Annotated in this window: 20 protein-coding genes and 4 tRNA genes; 7 read left to right on the top strand and 17 right to left on the bottom strand. The window is 66.2% G+C overall.

The window, feature by feature from the left end; all coding sequences use genetic code 11:
* Window positions 1-4: 4 nt before the first annotated feature.
* From F5X71_RS03650 to F5X71_RS03600, 11 genes are read right to left on the bottom strand one after another with little or no spacing between them, the layout of a single operon-like run.
* On the bottom strand, window positions 5-1,687 hold the full coding sequence (locus F5X71_RS03650) for a replication initiator (RefSeq protein WP_203218261.1): 1,683 nt from the start codon (window positions 1,685-1,687) through the stop codon (window positions 5-7).
* Entirely contained in the window at window positions 1,687-2,316 is a 630-nt protein-coding gene (locus F5X71_RS03645; RefSeq protein WP_167460667.1) for a hypothetical protein, read from the bottom strand. Before F5X71_RS03645 ends, F5X71_RS03650 begins: the two co-directional genes overlap by 1 nt.
* Window positions 2,313-2,555, bottom strand: coding sequence for a hypothetical protein (locus tag F5X71_RS03640; RefSeq protein WP_167460666.1), 243 nt, complete (start codon window positions 2,553-2,555; stop codon window positions 2,313-2,315). Before F5X71_RS03640 ends, F5X71_RS03645 begins: the two co-directional genes overlap by 4 nt.
* Window positions 2,555-2,695: a hypothetical protein gene (locus F5X71_RS03635; RefSeq protein WP_167460665.1), complete on the bottom strand. Its 141-nt coding sequence runs from the start codon at window positions 2,693-2,695 to the stop codon at window positions 2,555-2,557. The genes F5X71_RS03640 and F5X71_RS03635 overlap by 1 nt, the downstream gene beginning before the upstream one ends.
* Window positions 2,692-2,832: a hypothetical protein gene (locus tag F5X71_RS03630; protein ID WP_167460664.1), complete on the bottom strand. Its 141-nt coding sequence runs from the start codon at window positions 2,830-2,832 to the stop codon at window positions 2,692-2,694. The genes F5X71_RS03635 and F5X71_RS03630 overlap by 4 nt, the downstream gene beginning before the upstream one ends.
* Window positions 2,829-3,140 (bottom strand): hypothetical protein, encoded by a 312-nt coding sequence (locus tag F5X71_RS03625; RefSeq protein WP_167460663.1) that lies wholly within the window; start codon window positions 3,138-3,140, stop codon window positions 2,829-2,831. Before F5X71_RS03625 ends, F5X71_RS03630 begins: the two co-directional genes overlap by 4 nt.
* Before the next feature lie 11 nt (window positions 3,141-3,151).
* Window positions 3,152-4,468 carry an FtsK/SpoIIIE domain-containing protein gene (locus F5X71_RS03620; RefSeq protein ID WP_238815700.1) on the bottom strand — a complete coding sequence of 439 codons (1,317 nt, stop codon included), beginning with the start codon at window positions 4,466-4,468 and terminating at the stop codon, window positions 3,152-3,154.
* A gap of 14 nt (window positions 4,469-4,482) precedes the next feature.
* Window positions 4,483-4,905, bottom strand: coding sequence for a hypothetical protein (locus F5X71_RS03615; protein WP_167460661.1), 423 nt, complete (start codon window positions 4,903-4,905; stop codon window positions 4,483-4,485).
* Window positions 4,905-5,210, bottom strand: a complete 306-nt coding sequence (locus F5X71_RS03610) for a hypothetical protein (protein WP_167460660.1) — start codon at window positions 5,208-5,210, stop codon at window positions 4,905-4,907. Before F5X71_RS03610 ends, F5X71_RS03615 begins: the two co-directional genes overlap by 1 nt.
* 17 nt (window positions 5,211-5,227) lie before the next feature.
* A complete protein-coding gene (locus F5X71_RS03605; protein WP_238815699.1) occupies window positions 5,228-6,022 on the bottom strand; it encodes a DUF2637 domain-containing protein in 795 nt (264 codons plus the stop codon).
* Window positions 6,022-6,495, bottom strand: a complete 474-nt coding sequence (locus tag F5X71_RS03600; RefSeq protein ID WP_167460659.1) for a hypothetical protein — start codon at window positions 6,493-6,495, stop codon at window positions 6,022-6,024. Before F5X71_RS03600 ends, F5X71_RS03605 begins: the two co-directional genes overlap by 1 nt.
* Before the next feature lie 119 nt (window positions 6,496-6,614).
* Between F5X71_RS03600 and F5X71_RS03595 the strand changes: the two genes are divergently transcribed.
* Together F5X71_RS03595 and F5X71_RS03590 are read left to right on the top strand one after the other, a co-directional pair.
* Entirely contained in the window at window positions 6,615-7,463 is an 849-nt protein-coding gene (locus F5X71_RS03595; protein ID WP_167460658.1) for a GntR family transcriptional regulator, read from the top strand.
* A gap of 2 nt (window positions 7,464-7,465) precedes the next feature.
* Window positions 7,466-8,122 carry an HAD family hydrolase gene (locus F5X71_RS03590; protein WP_167460657.1) on the top strand — a complete coding sequence of 219 codons (657 nt, stop codon included), beginning with the start codon at window positions 7,466-7,468 and terminating at the stop codon, window positions 8,120-8,122.
* A 581-nt stretch (window positions 8,123-8,703) separates the two neighbouring features.
* Here the strand turns inward: F5X71_RS03590 and F5X71_RS03585 are convergent.
* From F5X71_RS03585 to F5X71_RS03565, 5 genes are all read right to left on the bottom strand, one after another.
* A complete protein-coding gene (locus tag F5X71_RS03585; RefSeq protein ID WP_167460656.1) occupies window positions 8,704-8,979 on the bottom strand; it encodes a hypothetical protein in 276 nt (91 codons plus the stop codon).
* A gap of 186 nt (window positions 8,980-9,165) precedes the next feature.
* Window positions 9,166-9,242 (bottom strand) — tRNA-Phe (locus F5X71_RS03580).
* A gap of 58 nt (window positions 9,243-9,300) precedes the next feature.
* Window positions 9,301-9,374, bottom strand: a tRNA-Asp gene (locus tag F5X71_RS03575).
* 29 nt (window positions 9,375-9,403) lie between these two features.
* A tRNA-Glu gene (locus F5X71_RS03570) sits at window positions 9,404-9,476 on the bottom strand.
* Between the two features lie 95 nt (window positions 9,477-9,571).
* A complete protein-coding gene (locus tag F5X71_RS03565) occupies window positions 9,572-10,237 on the bottom strand; it encodes a TetR/AcrR family transcriptional regulator (protein ID WP_167466177.1) in 666 nt (221 codons plus the stop codon).
* Window positions 10,238-11,100: 863 nt separating this feature from the next.
* On the opposite strand from F5X71_RS03565, the gene F5X71_RS03560 reads away from it, so the two are divergent.
* From F5X71_RS03560 to F5X71_RS03545, 4 genes are all read left to right on the top strand, one after another.
* A tRNA-Lys gene (locus F5X71_RS03560) sits at window positions 11,101-11,173 on the top strand.
* Window positions 11,174-11,345: 172 nt separating this feature from the next.
* Entirely contained in the window at window positions 11,346-11,930 is a 585-nt protein-coding gene (locus tag F5X71_RS03555; RefSeq protein ID WP_167460655.1) for a DUF937 domain-containing protein, read from the top strand.
* Window positions 11,931-12,212: 282 nt separating this feature from the next.
* Window positions 12,213-13,181: an acyl-ACP desaturase gene (locus tag F5X71_RS03550; RefSeq protein WP_167460654.1), complete on the top strand. Its 969-nt coding sequence runs from the start codon at window positions 12,213-12,215 to the stop codon at window positions 13,179-13,181.
* Window positions 13,182-13,693: 512 nt separating this feature from the next.
* Window positions 13,694-14,560: an SDR family oxidoreductase gene (locus tag F5X71_RS03545; RefSeq protein ID WP_167460653.1), complete on the top strand. Its 867-nt coding sequence runs from the start codon at window positions 13,694-13,696 to the stop codon at window positions 14,558-14,560.
* A gap of 26 nt (window positions 14,561-14,586) precedes the next feature.
* Here the strand turns inward: F5X71_RS03545 and F5X71_RS03540 are convergent, their stop codons facing one another.
* A complete protein-coding gene (locus F5X71_RS03540) occupies window positions 14,587-15,618 on the bottom strand; it encodes an AraC family transcriptional regulator (RefSeq protein ID WP_167460652.1) in 1,032 nt (343 codons plus the stop codon).
* Window positions 15,619-16,084: 466 nt separating this feature from the next.
* Here F5X71_RS03540 and dusB point away from each other — a divergent pair, with 466 nt between their 5' ends.
* Entirely contained in the window at window positions 16,085-17,227 is a 1,143-nt protein-coding gene (dusB, locus tag F5X71_RS03535; RefSeq protein ID WP_167466175.1) for a tRNA dihydrouridine synthase DusB, read from the top strand.
* Window positions 17,228-17,339 lie beyond the last annotated feature (112 nt).

The following is a 17,339-nucleotide window of genomic DNA, read 5'->3' as shown; positions in this document are numbered from 1 at the left end:
CCTCCTACGCCGCTTGCCGAATTGCCGAAGTTTCTGGGGGCTCTGGTGGGCCTGCCGCGAGTTGAGCGCGCAGGTATTCCGCTCGCCAGGTGGTTCGCCGCGCGATCGCGCCCATGATCAGGTGCTCACGCAGGGGCCGGGACTTGTCGCCAGGTTCGACGGGAGTCACCCGGTAGTGGCTCGTGTCGGGCTTGTCAATGCCGGCGTCGGCGAGCAGTTGCCGAACAAAATCGACCCGGTCCTGCTTGTGGTCGAGGACGGTCTTGCCCGACCAGCGCCGGGAGACGAGGACGCGTCGACCGGGCAGGCCGAGGGTGTCTCGGCGGTGTGCTTTGCCCTTGCAGCGGCCCGGTACGGTCTTGTCGCTGGCGCCCTGGGGGACGATGCCGTATTCAAGCCACACCGCGCAGCGAGGCGAGCACGGCACCGACTGAAGCTCGGCATGCAAGCGGTCGTAGTGCTCGGCCGCACGGTCCGTGTGGGCTTCGACGATTTCGCTGATGGACTTGGTCAGGTATTTGGTGACGTAGCCGATGGTGCGTCCGGCCTTCTCCGCGATGACGCCCTTGATCTGTTTGCGGTCCATCTGGGCACCGAAACGCACCACGTGCGCGGGTTCGAGGTCGTCGACCTGGTCGAGGGTGTCCAACGCGTCATCCCAATAGGTCAGTGGCGCATGGGTTTCGGGGTCGATGAAGGTGGCCCGCTTGGCATCCCACACGGGCTGATGAGCACCGCCGTAGACACGGTTCTCGCGGTTGAAGTGCGGCCACCACACCTGGTGATAGGTGGCTGCCGTGACCAGCTTCAACAACTCCCGCGAGATCGCGCCCCGGATCAGGATGTGCAGGTGGGGTGCACCACGGCGCTGCGGTTCCACGGTCGCGAAGTACTGCACCTCGTAGCCGACCGCGCGACGCAAGTTCTGAATCCAGCGGTCGACCAGCTTGGAGAAGAACACGATGTCGCGCGCGCCACGGGTGTAGTCGTAGCTGTCGAAGTCGACCGGGGAACCATCCGAGCAGACCTGACCGTTGGCATCGGTCGCGCCGTCGCGGCGGATCTTGCCGTAGCCGGGCATGGTGAGGGTGACGAACATCGAGGACAGGTGGCCGCCGATCGGCTCACCGACCGTGCGCTTGGACACCTTCCTGCGAGGCAGGTCCGGCACGTCCTGACGCCGCCTGGTGGAGCGTCGACGCCGATCCTTGCCGGTGGCGTCCAGGGCCGGGAGACGCCCACGCAGGCCGGTTTCGCGCAGCTGTGCGTCGAGGTCGCGGATCACCTCCACGATCCCAGCCGCCAGCTCCTCATCCGCCTCAGCGACCGCCGCCCGGTACTGGGTCACCAGATCCGCTCGCGCGGTGAGCAATTCAACCTGAACTGCGGTCGGGTCGGTCTTGTCCGGAACGAGTTCGGTTGCCGCGTGCCACCCTTCACGGCACTGAGCGATCCGCAGCAGCCGATTCGCTTTCGCGCAGGCCGGGCACACCGACTCGATGGTGGACTTACACGGTGACCCTTCGTAGGTGACAGTGCCCGTCTTGGGGTCTTCGACGCGCATCGCGATCGGGCGTTTGCAGACCTCGTACTGTTCGGCGGCGGCCTGGGCCACCTCGAACAGGTTGGGTAGGGCACGGCGCTGGGCCGCAGTCCCTCCCGTCTTCACACTCTCGGCGGTGTTCATCAGATGGTCTCCTTGCTCCAGCGACCGCCGTCGACCGGGGGCAGCGCGAACGGGTCAGCGAGGGAATCGGCACGGCGGAACCGCAGTTCCACCAGGCCGGGACCGGCGATGCGGACTTGGCAGTCCAAGGCACTAAAGGCATGGGCCAGGTTGTCGGCGCGGGATTCCCAATCGGCGGGGCAGTGCCCGTGCAGCATCCGCACCCGCACCCGATCAGTGGACGCGCCGATCTGGACCGAGAGAAGCCGGGGAACGAACGTCGACCCGTCGCTGGGGGTGGTGAGCTTGCACGCGGCCAGAAGCCGGGTCCAGCGGGACCGGTAACGCCACCAGGACAGGAACCGGGTCCGTGCCCGGGCAGTGATGGCCCGCTCGAAGGTTCGTGGACTCCACAGTCGCCACGCCACCATCCCCGCGAACCACCCCACCGCGACCAGACCCCCGACGACCCAGCCGAGGAAAAGGCCGGCGGCGACCGCAGCACCGATCGGGAGCGAGACCATCGGGAACAGCAGCGCCCACCACACGATCACGGCCACGGCTTTGAGCAGCTGCCAGACCAGCAGGCACAGGGCCTCGAAGAGTTGTTCGCGCGCATCGGTATGCGTAGCGGTGGTTTTCGTGGTCATGATCGGGTCTTTCTGCCGGGTAGATCGAACGCGAGCTGGACGGGGACGAGCTTGTCATCGATCCAGCGCCGCCAGGCTTGGGTGTCTGAATCGCGGTAGACGACAACGGCTTTGGCGCGGTTGCGGGCGCTCAGGTTGCAGGCGTACATGGTGGCGTCGGTGATGTTGCGGGCCTTGAGCAACGGCCGTACTTCCCGACCGACCAGCAACGCCCACTCACGACGAGTCCTGGGGCTCATCACAGCTCCTCATCGAAGGGTTCGCAGTGCCCGCACCCGTAGCAGCGCAACACCAGCGACGTAAACGTTTGCCAGTCCCACGGGGCCGCCTCCACCGACATCGGCATCCCGCAGCACTCCAGGGCTTCTTCGGTGCTCATGCCGCCCACTCCTCGGTGTCCCAGGCCGGGACGGAACGGTCATCGATGAGTTGGCGGGCCGAACGCAAGCGCACGACGGAGTCGAATTCGTCGCGGTCGTATTCGTCGGTGGTGTCGGCGTAGTCGTGAAAAGTCATGACAGGGCCTCGATTTCAGGTATGCCGCACACCATGCAGGCGCGCGAACGGGTGGACACACCGAGCAGGCGTGCGGTCATCTGCCAGTGCTCGGGGTACTGATGTCCGGTGCGGTCGCAGTGATCAGCGGCCATGCAGCCGTCGCACCACACCCGGTCACCGTCATAGACCCAGCCGACACCGGCCGAGCGGTGTTGCAGATACGACACCGCTTGCTGGGTCGAATCGAAACAGATGGATTCACCAGTGTTTTCGGTGTAGACGTCCCCGCACATGTCGCAGTAGATGACCACGTGTGTCTCGGTCACGAATCCTCGCTTCATGCCGCCACCCCCGCAGCATCCCCGTTGTCCTCTTCGTCGTCGCCGAGGTCGTCAGGGTCGAAGCCGCTGTAATCCTCAGTGGGGCCGGTAATTACCGGTGCCGGGGAGAACGCTTCCACGATCGCGTCAGCGTCTTCGTCCCGAATCCAGAACGCCCGCACCCGCACAAAGCTCTTGGTGCCGTCCAGGCCGACGTAGGCGACACCGGGAGTGTGTTCGGAAATCTCGTCACACCGTGCACCCCGGTCACGGGCGCTCTTGCCGTGGATCATCTCGTTCTGCGTCGGCTCGTCCAGGCGCAGCCCGATCCGGATGGGGAACAATTGCCGGTTGGGCATCGTCTCTTTCGACGGGTCCTGCACGGCCACGATCACGCTGTAGCCGACCGCACGCCCTTGGGTCAGGATCAGCCCGATCAGCCGCAATCCTTCTCGCACCTGTTCGGGTGTGGCGAAGGCGGACATGGCCGCGTACTCATCGATGATCACCACCTTCAGCGGCTCATCGGTGGTGGGAACGAACTTGCGGATACCGGCTTCGCGGAAGCGTGCCGCTCGTTCCTGCATGTCCTTCTCGGCCCCGGTGAGCATGGCCAGGATGCCTTCGGCGGTCCACTGGAAATCGGTCCACAACCGGCCCTCACCACGCCCGAATTCCATGCCGCCTTTCGGGTCACCGAGCAGCACGTCCACCAGGCCCGCCTTGATGGCTGGACCGATGCCGGCCACGATCGACCACAGCACGCTGCCCTTGCCCGAGTCGGTGCCACCGGCGATGAGGATGTGCCGGTAGAGCACCCGCAGCCGCCACGTATCCCCGTCCTCGGTGACACCAGTCGGGACCGCCTCCAGATCCACACCATTGGGGATCACCTCCGGCGTCATTGCCGGGGCGACGAGAGTGTCGTACACCCTCACCTGGAGACGAACCCACGACGGAGCCGGAGACATCACGGTCACCTTCGGCACCGCCAAATACGTGGCGAACTGGTTCAATACCTCGTCGTTCGACCAGTTCGTGAGTGACTGGCCACCGAGCATCACCACGTCGACCGAGAGCCCGTAACGGGTGTAGTCGTAGCGTTCGACATGAGGGAAGCCAGCCTCGGCCGACCCGAGTTTCAGCGAGGCAAGCATCAGGTTCGTCTGCAACGGATCAGCCAAAATCCCAACAGCCGTACGCAACTCAGGCTCAGCGTCGTCCACGATCTGTGCCACCGTCTGGGGCTTGGGCTTCTTCACGCTCGGCAGATCCCGGCGCGCCAGCCAGATCAAGCCCGCAGGCACCGCTACCGACCCCGCCACGGCGAGCACCCCCAACACCGCGCTCATCGTGACCACCCCGGACCCGGTTCAGGATCAGGGTCGTACTCGGCCTCCAGCAGCGCGGCCACTTCATCGTCACACTCGGCGCAGGTGCAGCCGTCGAAGGTGATGTCACGGAACGCGATCGGCTCCAACCCGGCACCCTGGGCGATCCGCCCGTCACGCACCGCAGCGGCCAGCAGCTGCACCAGCTCCTCGGCGGTGTCGGTGCTCATCGCCAGAAACGGCATCCGGCCCTTGGTGTGATGCCCGCCCAGGGTGAACACCACCAGGCCCGCGAACTCGTCGTATGGGTCGGTGACGAAACGGACTCCGGGTGCGCCGTAGCCCTTGATACGGGTACCGCTGATGTGGAACCCGATACGGCACGCCGGATTACGCGGCACCCAATAGCCCTCGGCCTTGACCATCTCCTGCCCCGACATCACCGCACCGCCTTCGGAGCCGCCGCAGCAGTGGACAGGGGCGCGCACGTCCAGGGCGTGAAGTTGATACCCGGAGGCGCTTCAGCACAGTTGCCGTCCCGGAACGACGCTTTCGGGGCGTCTTCGCAGAACATCACGCACCCATCCGCGCGAGGGGCGACCGTGGCCACCGTCCCGCCCGGTTCACGACCCACCGTCAGCAGCAGCGCCAGGGGCAAGGCCACCACACCGGCGAGCAACACGATCCCGGCCGTCCACCGCTGACGCAACGCCAGCGACACCACCGCACCGTTGTTCTCAGCCATCGAAACCAACTCCTTGTCTAAGAAACCGTGATCGGCAGCGCTTGCTGCACCGGCCGCACGGGATGAATGGAACGCACCGGCACCGGCCGCACACCGGCCACCACAGGCGCAGAAACAGGGGTCGAAACCGGGGCCGGGGCCGCCATCGGCTGTGCGGCAGGGACCGGAGCGGACTTGGCGTACTTGGCCGCCGTCTGGGCCGAAATGCCCAGCGCCCTACCGATTTCAGCGAACTTCTTACCCTCAGCGTGCATCGCCACCGCTCGGGCAACCTTGTCCGGATCACGACGCGTGGACGCCTTCTTACGGCGAGCAGGAACTGACGCGGGAACCAGAGCAACAGCCGGGGGCTTCACCGGTACGGGATCAGGCACCGGGACCGGCTCAGGGGCCGAATCCTGTTGGGCGGCACGGAACAACACCGCCAACCCATGCGTGTCGACCAGCAGCGAAATCGGGGCGATCGCCGCCACCAACGCCGCAGCCCAACCCGGCAGAATTCGGCCGGCCGCGACCGCATGAAGCGAGTTGCCCGCGATCGAGACCATCGCACCGGTGCCCAGCACCCACAGGAACCAACGACGTTCCGGGGACTTCGCCAGCACCAGCGCGCCAACGGTCGCCTGAATGATCGTGCCGTCCACGATCACCGGGAACAGCCACGCCCACCGCTTCGGAGTGTTGGCCAGAATCGCCAGATCACGCAACGCAGCGAAGCTGAGCACGAACGCGGCTACCCCGATGACCGTGATGATGACCACGGCAGACCAGCGCGCCCACCGCATTCCCGCCGACTGGTCCGCCGTCTTCATCACGCCGCCTTAGAACCGGCGGGCCGGGAAGCACCCGGATCGTTCGGGGCCTGCTTGGCGCCGGAGGTATCGCCCTTGATGCCGGTCGCACGGAAGGTGTAGCCCTGATACTTGAACTCGCCCTGACCCATCACCTTCGGCTCAGCGCTGACGCCCTCCAGCTCGATCATCCGCATCCCGGTACCAGGAACGATCTCCTCGGTAGCCGGAACTGGCTGCACCTGTGCCACGAAGATGACCTCGAACGACGCCCGCTTCGCCTTGTCCTCGTGCGGGTCAGTGACCGTCGCCTTCCACAACGGCAACCCCGAACCCTCCCCCGTCTTCGGGTCGTAATCGAACATCGGCTCCGGTGTCGCGTTCGGATTCGGGTTGTACTTCGTCACCTGCGAGATCTCGCCCAGCAACACCAGACCCTGCGGAAACGCCGTCCGGAACGGAATCTCGAACTTGTGACCCCTCTTGATCGCCATTGCTGCTCCTTGTCGATTGAAAGCTACCCAGCCTCCCTAGGTATCTTCAATCTACGCATGCTCCCTAGGTAGGTCAAGAGGTTCCTGGGTTGCCTAGGCAGATCGACTATCCTGAGCGCATGGACGCCATCGATCCCGACGACCCTCGGCCCGCTTCGCAGCAAATCGCGAACGTGCTGCGTGCGGCCATCCTCACCAGGAAACTCGCGCCCGGCGAGAAGCTCCCATCTGGACCGCAGCTTGTTGAGCGCTACGGCGTCGCGAAAGCGACTGTTGAGCAGGCGATTCGGATACTTCGCGAAGAGTCGCTCGTGGTGTCCAGGAAGGGGAGTGGCGTCTACGTTCGCGAGCGCACAGAACGCCCGGTAGGGCTCCGACGACACATTGAGCGCGCATTCGAAGCAACCACCGTCACTATCGACTTCGCGGGGTTCTCGGGGGAGACACTGCACGGTGCCATTGCGGAGCCGCTCGACCGTATCCGGGAGGGTCGGCTCCGGCCTGAGTCGCTTACAGTGCGGCTGTTGGTGCCGGACGCGTCGATGCCTTGGTCATTGCCAGCACGGACCGATGACCTCACCGATAGCCCGGCGTTCCGCCGCCGTGCAACGCGCATCATGGAGCGTCATACCACCGCAATCGTGGACTCCGTCCACGAACTTGCCTCACTTGGACTCGTTACCAGCGCCACCGCGCAGGTCCGCTCGTATCCTGCGGTGCCCCTGTTCAAGCTCTACATCCTCAACGGCGAGCAAGCCTTCTTCGGCTACTACCCAGTCCGCGAACACCGACTGGAACTTGACGGAGAATCGGTCGCCGTCTGGGATCTCATGGGCAAAGACGCGACCCTGTTCGAGCACGGCCAGGACGCCGACCCCGACTCGAATGACAGCCAGTTCGTCGAGCAGTCCCAGATCTGGTTCGACAGCATCTGGACTTCCGTCGCACGGGACTACCGACCGTCATGAGCTTGACCGAACTCCTACGTGATCGTTCGTGCCTCCTGCTGGACTTCGACGGACCGATCTGTGCCGTCTTCGCTGGCGTCACGGATCGCGCCGTAGCGCAGGAACTTGCAACCCTCATAGATTCGTCGGCTCGTGCCGACATCGCAGCCGCTCACGACCCCTTTGAGGTCCTCCGCTATGCGGCGTCCCGGAATCTTGCGCAGGCCAGCAGCATTGAGCGTAGGTTCACCGAACTCGAGCTGGATGCTGTCACGTCGGCCAAGCCCACCGAGCACACCCCCGCCCTCATTCACGACCTCCACGCCAATGGATGGACGATCGCCGTCGTGAGCAACAACTCTGTCGTTGCGATCAATGCGTACCTCTCCGCGCATGGCCTTCGAAGCTCGATCGCGGGAGTCTACGGTCGCACGCCCAACAACTACACGCAGCTGAAACCGAGTCCTCACCTGCTCAACGTCGCAACACGCGAACTGCACGCAATCTCCGACAACTGCGTGTTCGTTGGTGATTCGCTCTCCGACATCGAAGCTGGAAGAGCGGCTCGAATCCCTGTCATCGCACTCGCGAACAAGCCGGGGAAAGCTGATCGCTTCCGCCCGTACAGCCCAGATGCGCTGATCGCCAACATGGCTGAAGTCCGCAACGCTCTCGTGTGACCTGCAGCCGAGCCCCGCTAGCGGCCCCGACGATGTCTGCTCCGGAACCGATCGGGTAGCCCGTTCCGGTCACAACAGCACGCACCGTACGAACAACGGTTGCTGCCGAATTCCGCCATTGAGAGTCAAGAGCGCCTGCGGCGGGCGCATGCGCGCCCGCCGCCGCGCTACGACGCGCAGCCAGGCTGAAAAGGCGCCGCCTGGGCGCGTCGACCGCGTCGGCGGGCCTGCATGCGCCCACAACGTCACTCCAGGACACTCCTGGTCGCTTTAGGCAATAACCGGATAGTGCTGAGCACGCCGGGAGCCGTACCCGACCTACCTCCGCACTCCGAAGCGAATCGGCCGGCATCGGACGGGGTGACTGGCTGTGGTCCCGCCCCGAGGATGACGAGAATGCCGGGAAGCCGCGGTGAGATGGTGGCTCCACCGGTCGCGCAGTCCCTGCCTCCTCATGGCCCAATTGTCTGACCTCGCTCGGCCGAGTCAAGGGAAAGAGCGCCCTTGACACGACCTCCCTCCGCTCAGGGATGGCCAGTATGAGGAAGCAGGGGAAGACCAGTCGGCAACCTCGTGCGTCACTACGTCTTCCGGAGGCGAACTACCCGCTGATCGTCGCGAAAGGTGAAACGATCCCACCCCGCGACGACGTTTCCCACAGGGTCGTAGTCGAGGATCGGTTTCACGATCGGTCCCTCGAAGTAGTACGCCGTCCAGTACTCACCCGACCCGTCTGGTTTGACCTCCGAAACGGGTTCACCGATGCGCACGACCTGCCGCCAGACATCCGCGCCCAGAGGATCCCGAATGATGTCTCCCTCGACAACGTCGGTTACACCAACCGCCTCTGTCTCCATCCGCCCAGTCTTTCACCGCCTACGACAACCGTGTCGCATCTCACGACATTCGGCCGTCAAGCTCCGTGCCCCCCGCGTGCACCAAGCCCCGGTTCTCGGCGGTCAACCAAGGTCAACGAGTGGACGATGCCCGGCCCGGGTACGAACGCAAAAATCCCCTCTACCAGGGGTTCTGGTGAGGGGATTTGGTGGCCAGGGCCGGGATCGAACCGGCGACCTTCCGCTTTTCAGGCGGACGCTCGTACCAACTGAGCTACCTGGCCGCAGGCACCCGAGTTGAATGCCATACGCGAAACGCCGGATTGCTCCGGCGCTCACTTGCGACCCTGACGGGACTCGAACCCGCGACCTCCGCCGTGACAGGGCGGCGCGCTAACCAACTGCGCCACAGGGCCTTGCTGTGCTTCCAACGATCCGAAGACCGTACCCCCTACGGGATTCGAACCCGCGCTACCGCCTTGAAAGGGCGGCGTCCTAGGCCGCTAGACGAAGGGGGCTCGCCTCCGGATTTCTCCGGAACCGGCTTCAACGGCTGTCCGTTGGGAGCCCGGTTAGCTTATGACAGACCGGACTCGTTAACCAAACCGGCTGGTCAAAGCCCCAAACTGAGCTCTTCGAGGCGGGCTTGGGTGCGCCAGCCGTCGCTGCGGAACTTCTCAGCCCATTCGGGGGTGGCCATGGACTCGATGACGACCTCGAGCGCTTCCTCGAATCGGGTCCGCAGGTCGATCCCCGTGCCGTGGGCGTCGACCAGGTAGCGCTGGCCTGCCAGTGCGGCGACGAGGGTGCGGGTGAAGCGGTCGGCGTCCGCGCCCGCGCGCAGTTGCCCTTGGTCGATGGCGCGCACGGCGAGCGCGCGGGTGGCGCGTCCGAGGATGCGCCCGCCACCGGTCTGCACGTCCCGATAGAAGTCGGGTTCGATGATCAATCGGTATTCGGCCTGCACGATGATGTCGTGCTCGAGCCGCAATGCCATCTCGTCGATCATGCCGTGCAGGATGTCGAGGGGTCCGAGATCCGTTCGCGCGAGCCAACGCTCGGCCGAGGCGCGGTAGCGCTCGACCGCCGTCTCCAGGACGGCACGCGCGAGATCTTCCTTGGAATCGAAATGGAAGTACATGGCGCCCTTGGTGGCACGCGACCCTTCCAATATGCGGTTGAGCGATGCAGCGGCATAGCCGCTCTTCCCGAACTCAACGGCGGCGGACCTGATAATCGCCGCACGTGTCCGGCGGGCCCGCTCTTGCTGCCGTGCCATGCTCGAAACGCCTCCGAAGCCTACTCGCCGCCAAACAGCCACCCCCAAAGGAACGGGCCCTTGGCGCGAAGTTATGAGTTTTATCAATACTTCAAACCGGGTTTTCGCCCAGTTTCAAACTTTCGGTACGAAAACTTGCGAAAAACCTGAAACACACCAGCTGGTATAGTTTTCCTGCCCGGGTGCGCTGCAGGGGGTGCGCACCCGGGCATTTCTATGTCTCGGATCTGCCTCCTGCGGCGTCGTCTCCAGGGAAGCCACGATCGGCCGGACCGGTCGCGACACGTTCGGGCACATCAGCGATAAGTCGAATTCCGAATCCCCGAACAGGCCGGTGATTCTTCCGGAATTCATCAAGTTGTCACCGTACCCGGAAACCCCATCCGACACGCGGCAAACCGACGAGTCAGGTAACCGACTACCCAGGTTTACTGTTACAGCAAACATTGCGCAACCAAGTGCGGGGCGTCGCACGGGCGCCCAATTCGCCAGCGTCGCAGCGATGTTCACCCGAGTCGACCGGCAGGCCCACACCCGGGCCGACACCCGCATCCCACCCGCTCACCCGCCGGGCGGACCCCTACGGGCTCGGGGTACGCACCCCCTACAAATCCAAAGACCTTGCCAGCCAACATGATTGGATGGTAGCCAATCGGTGGCGCAATGAACAAAGTTGGGTGTCAAATGTTTACCGGCGAGATCGCGCGCCGGGCTCCGCGCGTTACTCGGCGCCACAACGGCTCTCGCTTTCCGGTCGCCTACCCCACCCCGCACCCGCGATCGCACAGCCTCGCACACCCGCGACGCACCCCTCGCTCCCCCATTTGGGCCATCCGCGCCGCGCCTACTACACTGCCCACCGCGCCCCTATAGCTCAGTTGGTAGAGCTACGGACTTTTAATCCGCAGGTCGTAGGTTCGAGCCCTACTGGGGGCACACCCCGGGCGCCCGGTCTCTACCGGGCGCCCGTTCTCGTTCCAAGGGCCGGCACGGGCACGGCCCCCGGGCAACGCGCGCGGAGCCGGATACCGCACACTCGATCGAAGCATTCCCTTACTGTGAGCGCGTCCCGGACAATCCCGGGTCATCCCTCGACAAGGCGGAGCCGATGACTTCCTTCGATGATTTGCTCTCCCAGGTACCTATCGCCCAGATCGCCGAGAAGCTCGGCGTCGATCAGAGCACCGCGACCGCGGCGGTCGCCGCGGCACTGCCGACGCTGCTCGGCGGATTGCAGGCGAACGCGACCAAACCCGAAGGCGCCGCCTCACTGGTGGACGCGCTGGACAACCACGGCGGACTCGTCGAGGGCGAGGGCGCGGTCGACATCGACAAGGTCGATGTGAACGACGGCTCGAAGATCGTCGAGAACGTCTTCGGCACCGAGAAGAACACGGTGATCAGCGCGCTCGGCGCGACCGAGGGCACCGGCGGCAACGACCTGATCGCGAAGCTGATGCCGATCCTGGCCCCGATCGTGCTCGCCTATCTGGCCAAGCAGATGTCCGGCGGTGGCGCGGCGGCGCCGCAGCAGACCCAGGCGGGCGGCGGCATCGGCGACATTCTCGGCGGCCTGCTCGGCGGCAGCGGCAAGAGCGGTGGCATCGGCGGCGCTATCGGCGAAGCACTGGCGAAGAACGCGGGCGGGGCGCTCGGCAACGTGCTCGGCGGCCTGTTCGGCGGAAAGCGCTGATCACCCGGATCATCGACGACACGGCGGCGTGTGCGATGCAGCACGCCGCGCTAACACCGGTCGGCCCGCGGCGATAATCCCCTCGCTGCGGGCCGACGCCATACACTCGAAGGTGGACACGGGACGCCGACGATGGCGTATGGCGTGCATCACGGGGCATCGACAGGCATTCGGATGCGTTTCGCATCACACCTACGGTGCCGTAAGGTATGGCCGCACGGCATCGGTCTACCTTGGGGGGATGACCTGCACGACCGGACGCACAGACTGAAGGGTTCATACATGGCAAGGGATCTGACTCAACTCGAGCTTCTGACGGAGTTGGAGCCGGTTGCCGAAGAGAACGTCAACCGGCACCTCTCCCTGGCAAAGGAATGGCATCCGCACGACTACGTCCCGTGGGATGAAGGCCGCAATTTCGCCGCACTCGGGGGCATCGACTGGGATCCGGAACAGTCCCGGCTGAGCGAGGTCGCGAAGGCGGCCATGATCACCAATCTGCTGACCGAAGACAACCTTCCATCGTACCACCGCGAGATCGCGGAGAACTTTTCACAGGACGGCGCGTGGGGCACCTGGGTCGGTCGGTGGACCGCCGAGGAGAACCGGCACGGCATCGTGATGCGGGACTACCTGGTGGTCACCCGCGGTGTCGACCCGGTCGCGCTCGAAGAGGCGCGCATGATCCACATGACCAACGGCTTCGCCTCCCCCGCCGATGCCGACGCGGGCTTCCTGCACTCGGTCGCGTACGTGACCTTCCAGGAGCTGGCCACCCGGGTGAGCCACCGCAACACCGGCAAGGTGTGTGACGACCCGATCGCCGACCGCATGCTGCAGCGCGTCGCGGCCGACGAGAACCTGCACATGATCTTCTACCGCAACATGTGCGGCGCCGCCCTTGACCTGACGCCGGATCAGGCGATCGAGGCAATCACGTTGATCCTGGAGAACTTCCAGATGCCCGGCGCCGGCATGCCGAACTTCCGCCGCAACGGCGTCCTGATGGCCAAGCACGGCATCTACGACCTGCGCCAGCACCTCGAAGAGGTGGTGCAGCCGGTGCTGAAGAAGTGGAACATCTTCGACCGCACCGACTTCACCGCGCGTGGCGAGGCGGTCCGCGATCGCCTCGCCCTGTTCTTGGACAAGCTCGGCAAGGACGTGCTGAAGTTCGAGGAACAGCGCGACCGCATGCTGGCCCGCGAGGCCGCGAAGGCCGAACGCCAGATGGCAAGCACCGCAAGCTGATCCCAGCACGACCGCACGCCGCCGCCCGGATTCCGGGCGGCGGCGTGCTTATATCCGGCTAACTTCGCGCACCGCATTATCGAGTTTCGAAGGTTTATTGCGTCGAACATTCCCCGCGCCGATGCGGGAAATACTCCCGGCGGCGCACATACCTCGCGGTTTCCGCGGCCCGCCCGACACCCGCACCCATTCGCGTTGTCGCAATGCCCGCATCCGAATCCCACGTGTTAGTACCGGTGGTATTCGCGGTACCGCACCGGCGGCCAATTCGGGAAAAGGGCATCGGCCGCCGCATTTCCGACCGGTGATATCCCCGTCGGCCCGCGCTGTTTTCGCCCGGCGGCCATCGGCACCGCATGCCGTGCTCCGGCGGGCACCGCGCACCGCGATCGGCCGAATCCGCCGACGGCTCGCCCGCGAAGGCCGACACTGAGAACAGCGCGCCGCACCGTCGACCGTGTGTGCGCAGGCCGGTGCGTGCTCGACGATCACGAAAGAGGAAGGCCGAGAACATGACCAGTGCACCGAAGAGCGAGGTTTCGCTAGCCGGAACGGTTGTCGCGATCACCGGCGGGGCGCGCGGTATCGGCCGGGCCACCGCGGCGGCGTTTCTCGACGCGGGCGCCGCGGTGGCGATCGGCGATATCGACGTGGAACTGGTCGCCAAGACCGCCGCCGAACTCGGCGCCGATCCGGGCGCCACCATCGTCGGCCTGCCGTTGAACGTCACCGACCGCGCGTCGTTCGCCGCGTTCCTCGACGCGCTCGAGCAGGAGCTCGGCCCGCTCGACGTGCTCGTCAACAACGCGGGCATCATGCCGACCGGGCTGTTCGCCGACGAGGACGAGGCGATGACGGACCGGATCGTCGACATCAACCTGCGCGGGGTGATCCACGGCTCCCGGCTGGCCACCCAGCGGTTCCTGGCACGCGGCAGCGGCCATCTCATCAACATCGCCTCGCTGGCGGGCACCCAGGGCTTTCCCGGCCTGGCCACCTACTGCGCGACCAAGCACGCCGTGGTCGGATTCACCTCGGCGCTGCACTTGGAGATGAAGGAGCACGGCGTGCACGTCTCGGCGGTGCTGCCCGGCATCGTGCGCACCGAACTGTCCGCCGGGGCGAACATGCCGACTTGGATCGAGCCGATGACCACGGTGGATCCCGCCGACGTCGCGCAGGCGATCGTGCGCACCGTGACGAAGCGGAAGCCGTTGGTCACCGTGCCGCGCAGGCTGGCCGCGATCATCAAGACCGCGCAGTTGCTGCCCTATCGTGCGCAACTGTTCGTCGCGCGGATCACCGGGGCGACAACGGCTTACGCGCAGCCCGACCCGGAGGTCCGCGAGCGCTACCACCGTCGCCTGCGCGAACAGTAGCGTCGGTCGCGCGCAGCAACCGCCGCTCAGTGGTCGGTATCCGGCGGCGCACCGCGATAGGAACCCGGCGGACTCCCGGTCCAGCGGCGGAACGCGCGCCGGAACGCGCTGGGTTCGGAGAAGCCGAGCCGGGCCGAGAGTGCCTCCACCGTCTCCTCGCCGCGCACCAGGCCGGCGACCGCGGCGTCGCGCAGGATGTCCTCGCGGATCTGGGTGATCGAGGTGCCCTCCTCGGCGAGCTTGCGGCGCACCGTCTGCGGGCTCATGGCCAGGCGCTTGGCCACCTCGTCCGCGCTCGGCCAGCGCTCACCCGAGCCGGGGTGGCCGCGCAGGCCGCGGGCGAGGATCTTGCGCACCTGCTCGGCAGGCGAACTGCCGTACTCACGGCGCGAAAGCACATCGGTCGGCGCGTTGCGGGTCCAGGCGATCAGCTCGGCCTCGGTGCGGGTGATCGGCGCGGCGAGCAGGTCACTGGCGAAGGTGATGGCCGCGGTCGGGGCGTCGAAAACCAGTGGCGCGTCGAAGACCAGCGCGTAGTCGTCGAGGTTGCGCGGGCGTGGATAGGGAAACTCGACCTGCCGCAACGGAACTCGACGATCGATGCCCCAGGCGATCATCCGGTGCACCCCGGCGAGCAGGAATACGGTCAGTAACTCGTTGCCCTCGACCAGGTCTCGGGTGTCGAGGGTGAAGCGGGTGCTCGTGCCGGTGGTGTGCACCGCCATCGGCGGCAGCCCCGGCAGCAGGCGCCGGTACTCGAAGAACCGCTCGATCGCCGCACCGAGGTCGGCGCAGCCGATCAGCCCGAAGCCGACCAGCCGGATGGCCCCGCGCGGCAGCGGCGCCGGGCCGAGGCCGAACAATTCGTCGTCGCTGATCCGCCAGAGCGCGCGCACCGTCGCAGCCATCTGATCGACCGTCACCCTGGCGCGGTCCTGCCCGAGCAACTCCGGTGCCACCCCGACGCCGGCCAGCAGTTGCTCGATATCCACCCCTTGCCGGGCCGCGGTGGCGACGGCGGCGCGCACGAAGTCGATCGGCACCGTCCTTGCGGTCACCCACACCTCCTCCGTTACCGGTCGAGGCGAACCTACCAGGACGGATGCGGTAAGCGGGGCGGTCACGGAACAAGCACCGCATGGTCATTCCAGCCGTCTCCACCGGTCCCGAGCGTGGTGAGGAGCAACGACATCGACCGGGTAGGCCGGACATGGGCCGGGATCGCCGCGCCCGCGAAACCCGCTCCGCCAGCGGCGAGTTCGCCATCCAGGACGGGGCCGCCGAATTCTCGCGCACACCAACAACATCGGCCCGGCGGCGGCACTCGACCGCTGCAAGGAAAGACGTGGGTCCACTGAACGGACGCGTCGCGAGCCGCACCCGCGCGGGGCGCGCAGGTGCTGCTGCCGACCGCCGCGGCATCGCGCCCGGTGTCGGCGCCGACCCCATGCACCCGACCCGAGCAGCGGAAACGACCCGACCAGGCCGCTCACGTGCGGAAATGAGACACTGGACGGCGTGACGATGACTACCGCAGCGACGGGCGCACTGCGGATCGGGCCGTATCCGGTCGATCCGGCGGTGGTGCTCGCGCCGATGGCGGGCATCACGAATCTGGCGTTCCGCAAGCTGTGCCGCGAATTCGGTAGCCCGACCTCGATCTATGTCTGCGAGATGATCACCGCGCGGGCGGTGGTCGAGCGCAACGAGAAGACGCTGGAGATGATGTCGTTCGACGCGGACGAGTCACCGCGCTCGATGCAGCTCTACGGCGTCGACCCGGCCACGCTCAGCGAGGCCGTGCGGATCATCGTCGGCGAGGGCTGGGCCGATCACATCGACATGAATTTCGGTTGCCCGGTGCCCAAGGTCACCCGGCTCGGCGGCGGCGCGGCACTGCCGTACAAGCGCGCCCTGTTCAGCCAGATCGTGCGGGCCATGGTGCGCGCCGCCGAACCGGCGGGCGTGCCGGTGACGGTGAAGTTCCGCGTCGGCATCGACGACGAGCACAAGACCTACCTCGACGCCGGGCGCATCGCCGAGGCCGAGGGCGCGAAAGCGGTTGCGCTGCACGCCAGAACCGCCGCGCAGCGCTATTCCGGCCAGGCGGACTGGACGGCGATCGCCCGGCTGAAGGAAGCGGTCACCAGCATTCCGGTGCTCGGCAACGGCGATATCTTCTCCGCCGCCGACGCCATGCGCATGATGGACGAAACCGGCTGCGACGGCGTGGTAGTCGGGCGCGGCTGCCTCGGCCGCCCGTGGTTGTTCGCCGAGTTGCAGGCCGCCCTGCGCGGCGAGGCGCTGCCCGAGCCGCCGAACCTGGGCCGGGTCGGCGAGGTGCTGTACCGGCACGGTGCGCTGCTCTCCGAGCATCTCGGCGAGGACAAGGCGATGCGCGACCTGCGCAAGCACATGGCCTGGTATCTGATGGGCTTCCCGGTCGGCGCCGAGCTGCGCCGCGCGTTCGCCACGGTGTCGCGGCTCACCGAGCTGGAAGACCTTGTGGGCCAGCTCGATCCGACGGCCCCGTTCCCGAAGGACGCCGAGGGCCCGCGCGGCAGACAGGGTTCCCCCGGCAAAGTCGCGCTGCCCCATGGCTGGTTGGACGACCCGGAGGATCCCGCGGTACCGCACGGCGCCGACCTGATGCACAGCGGTGGCTGACTCCGGCTGAACAGGGACGACAGGCCACGTGTGTCCCGCGGCGGACAAACGAAGAGACACAACGGAAGTAGACGAAGACCGGCCGGTCGGGCTATATCGTGAGACCTCCGAC

This window comes from Nocardia brasiliensis, assembly GCF_011801125.1.
Lineage (GTDB): Bacteria > Actinomycetota > Actinomycetes > Mycobacteriales > Mycobacteriaceae > Nocardia > Nocardia brasiliensis_C.
The sequence above is the reverse complement of the archived record's forward strand: the minus strand, read 5'-3'. Positions and strand labels throughout refer to the sequence as shown.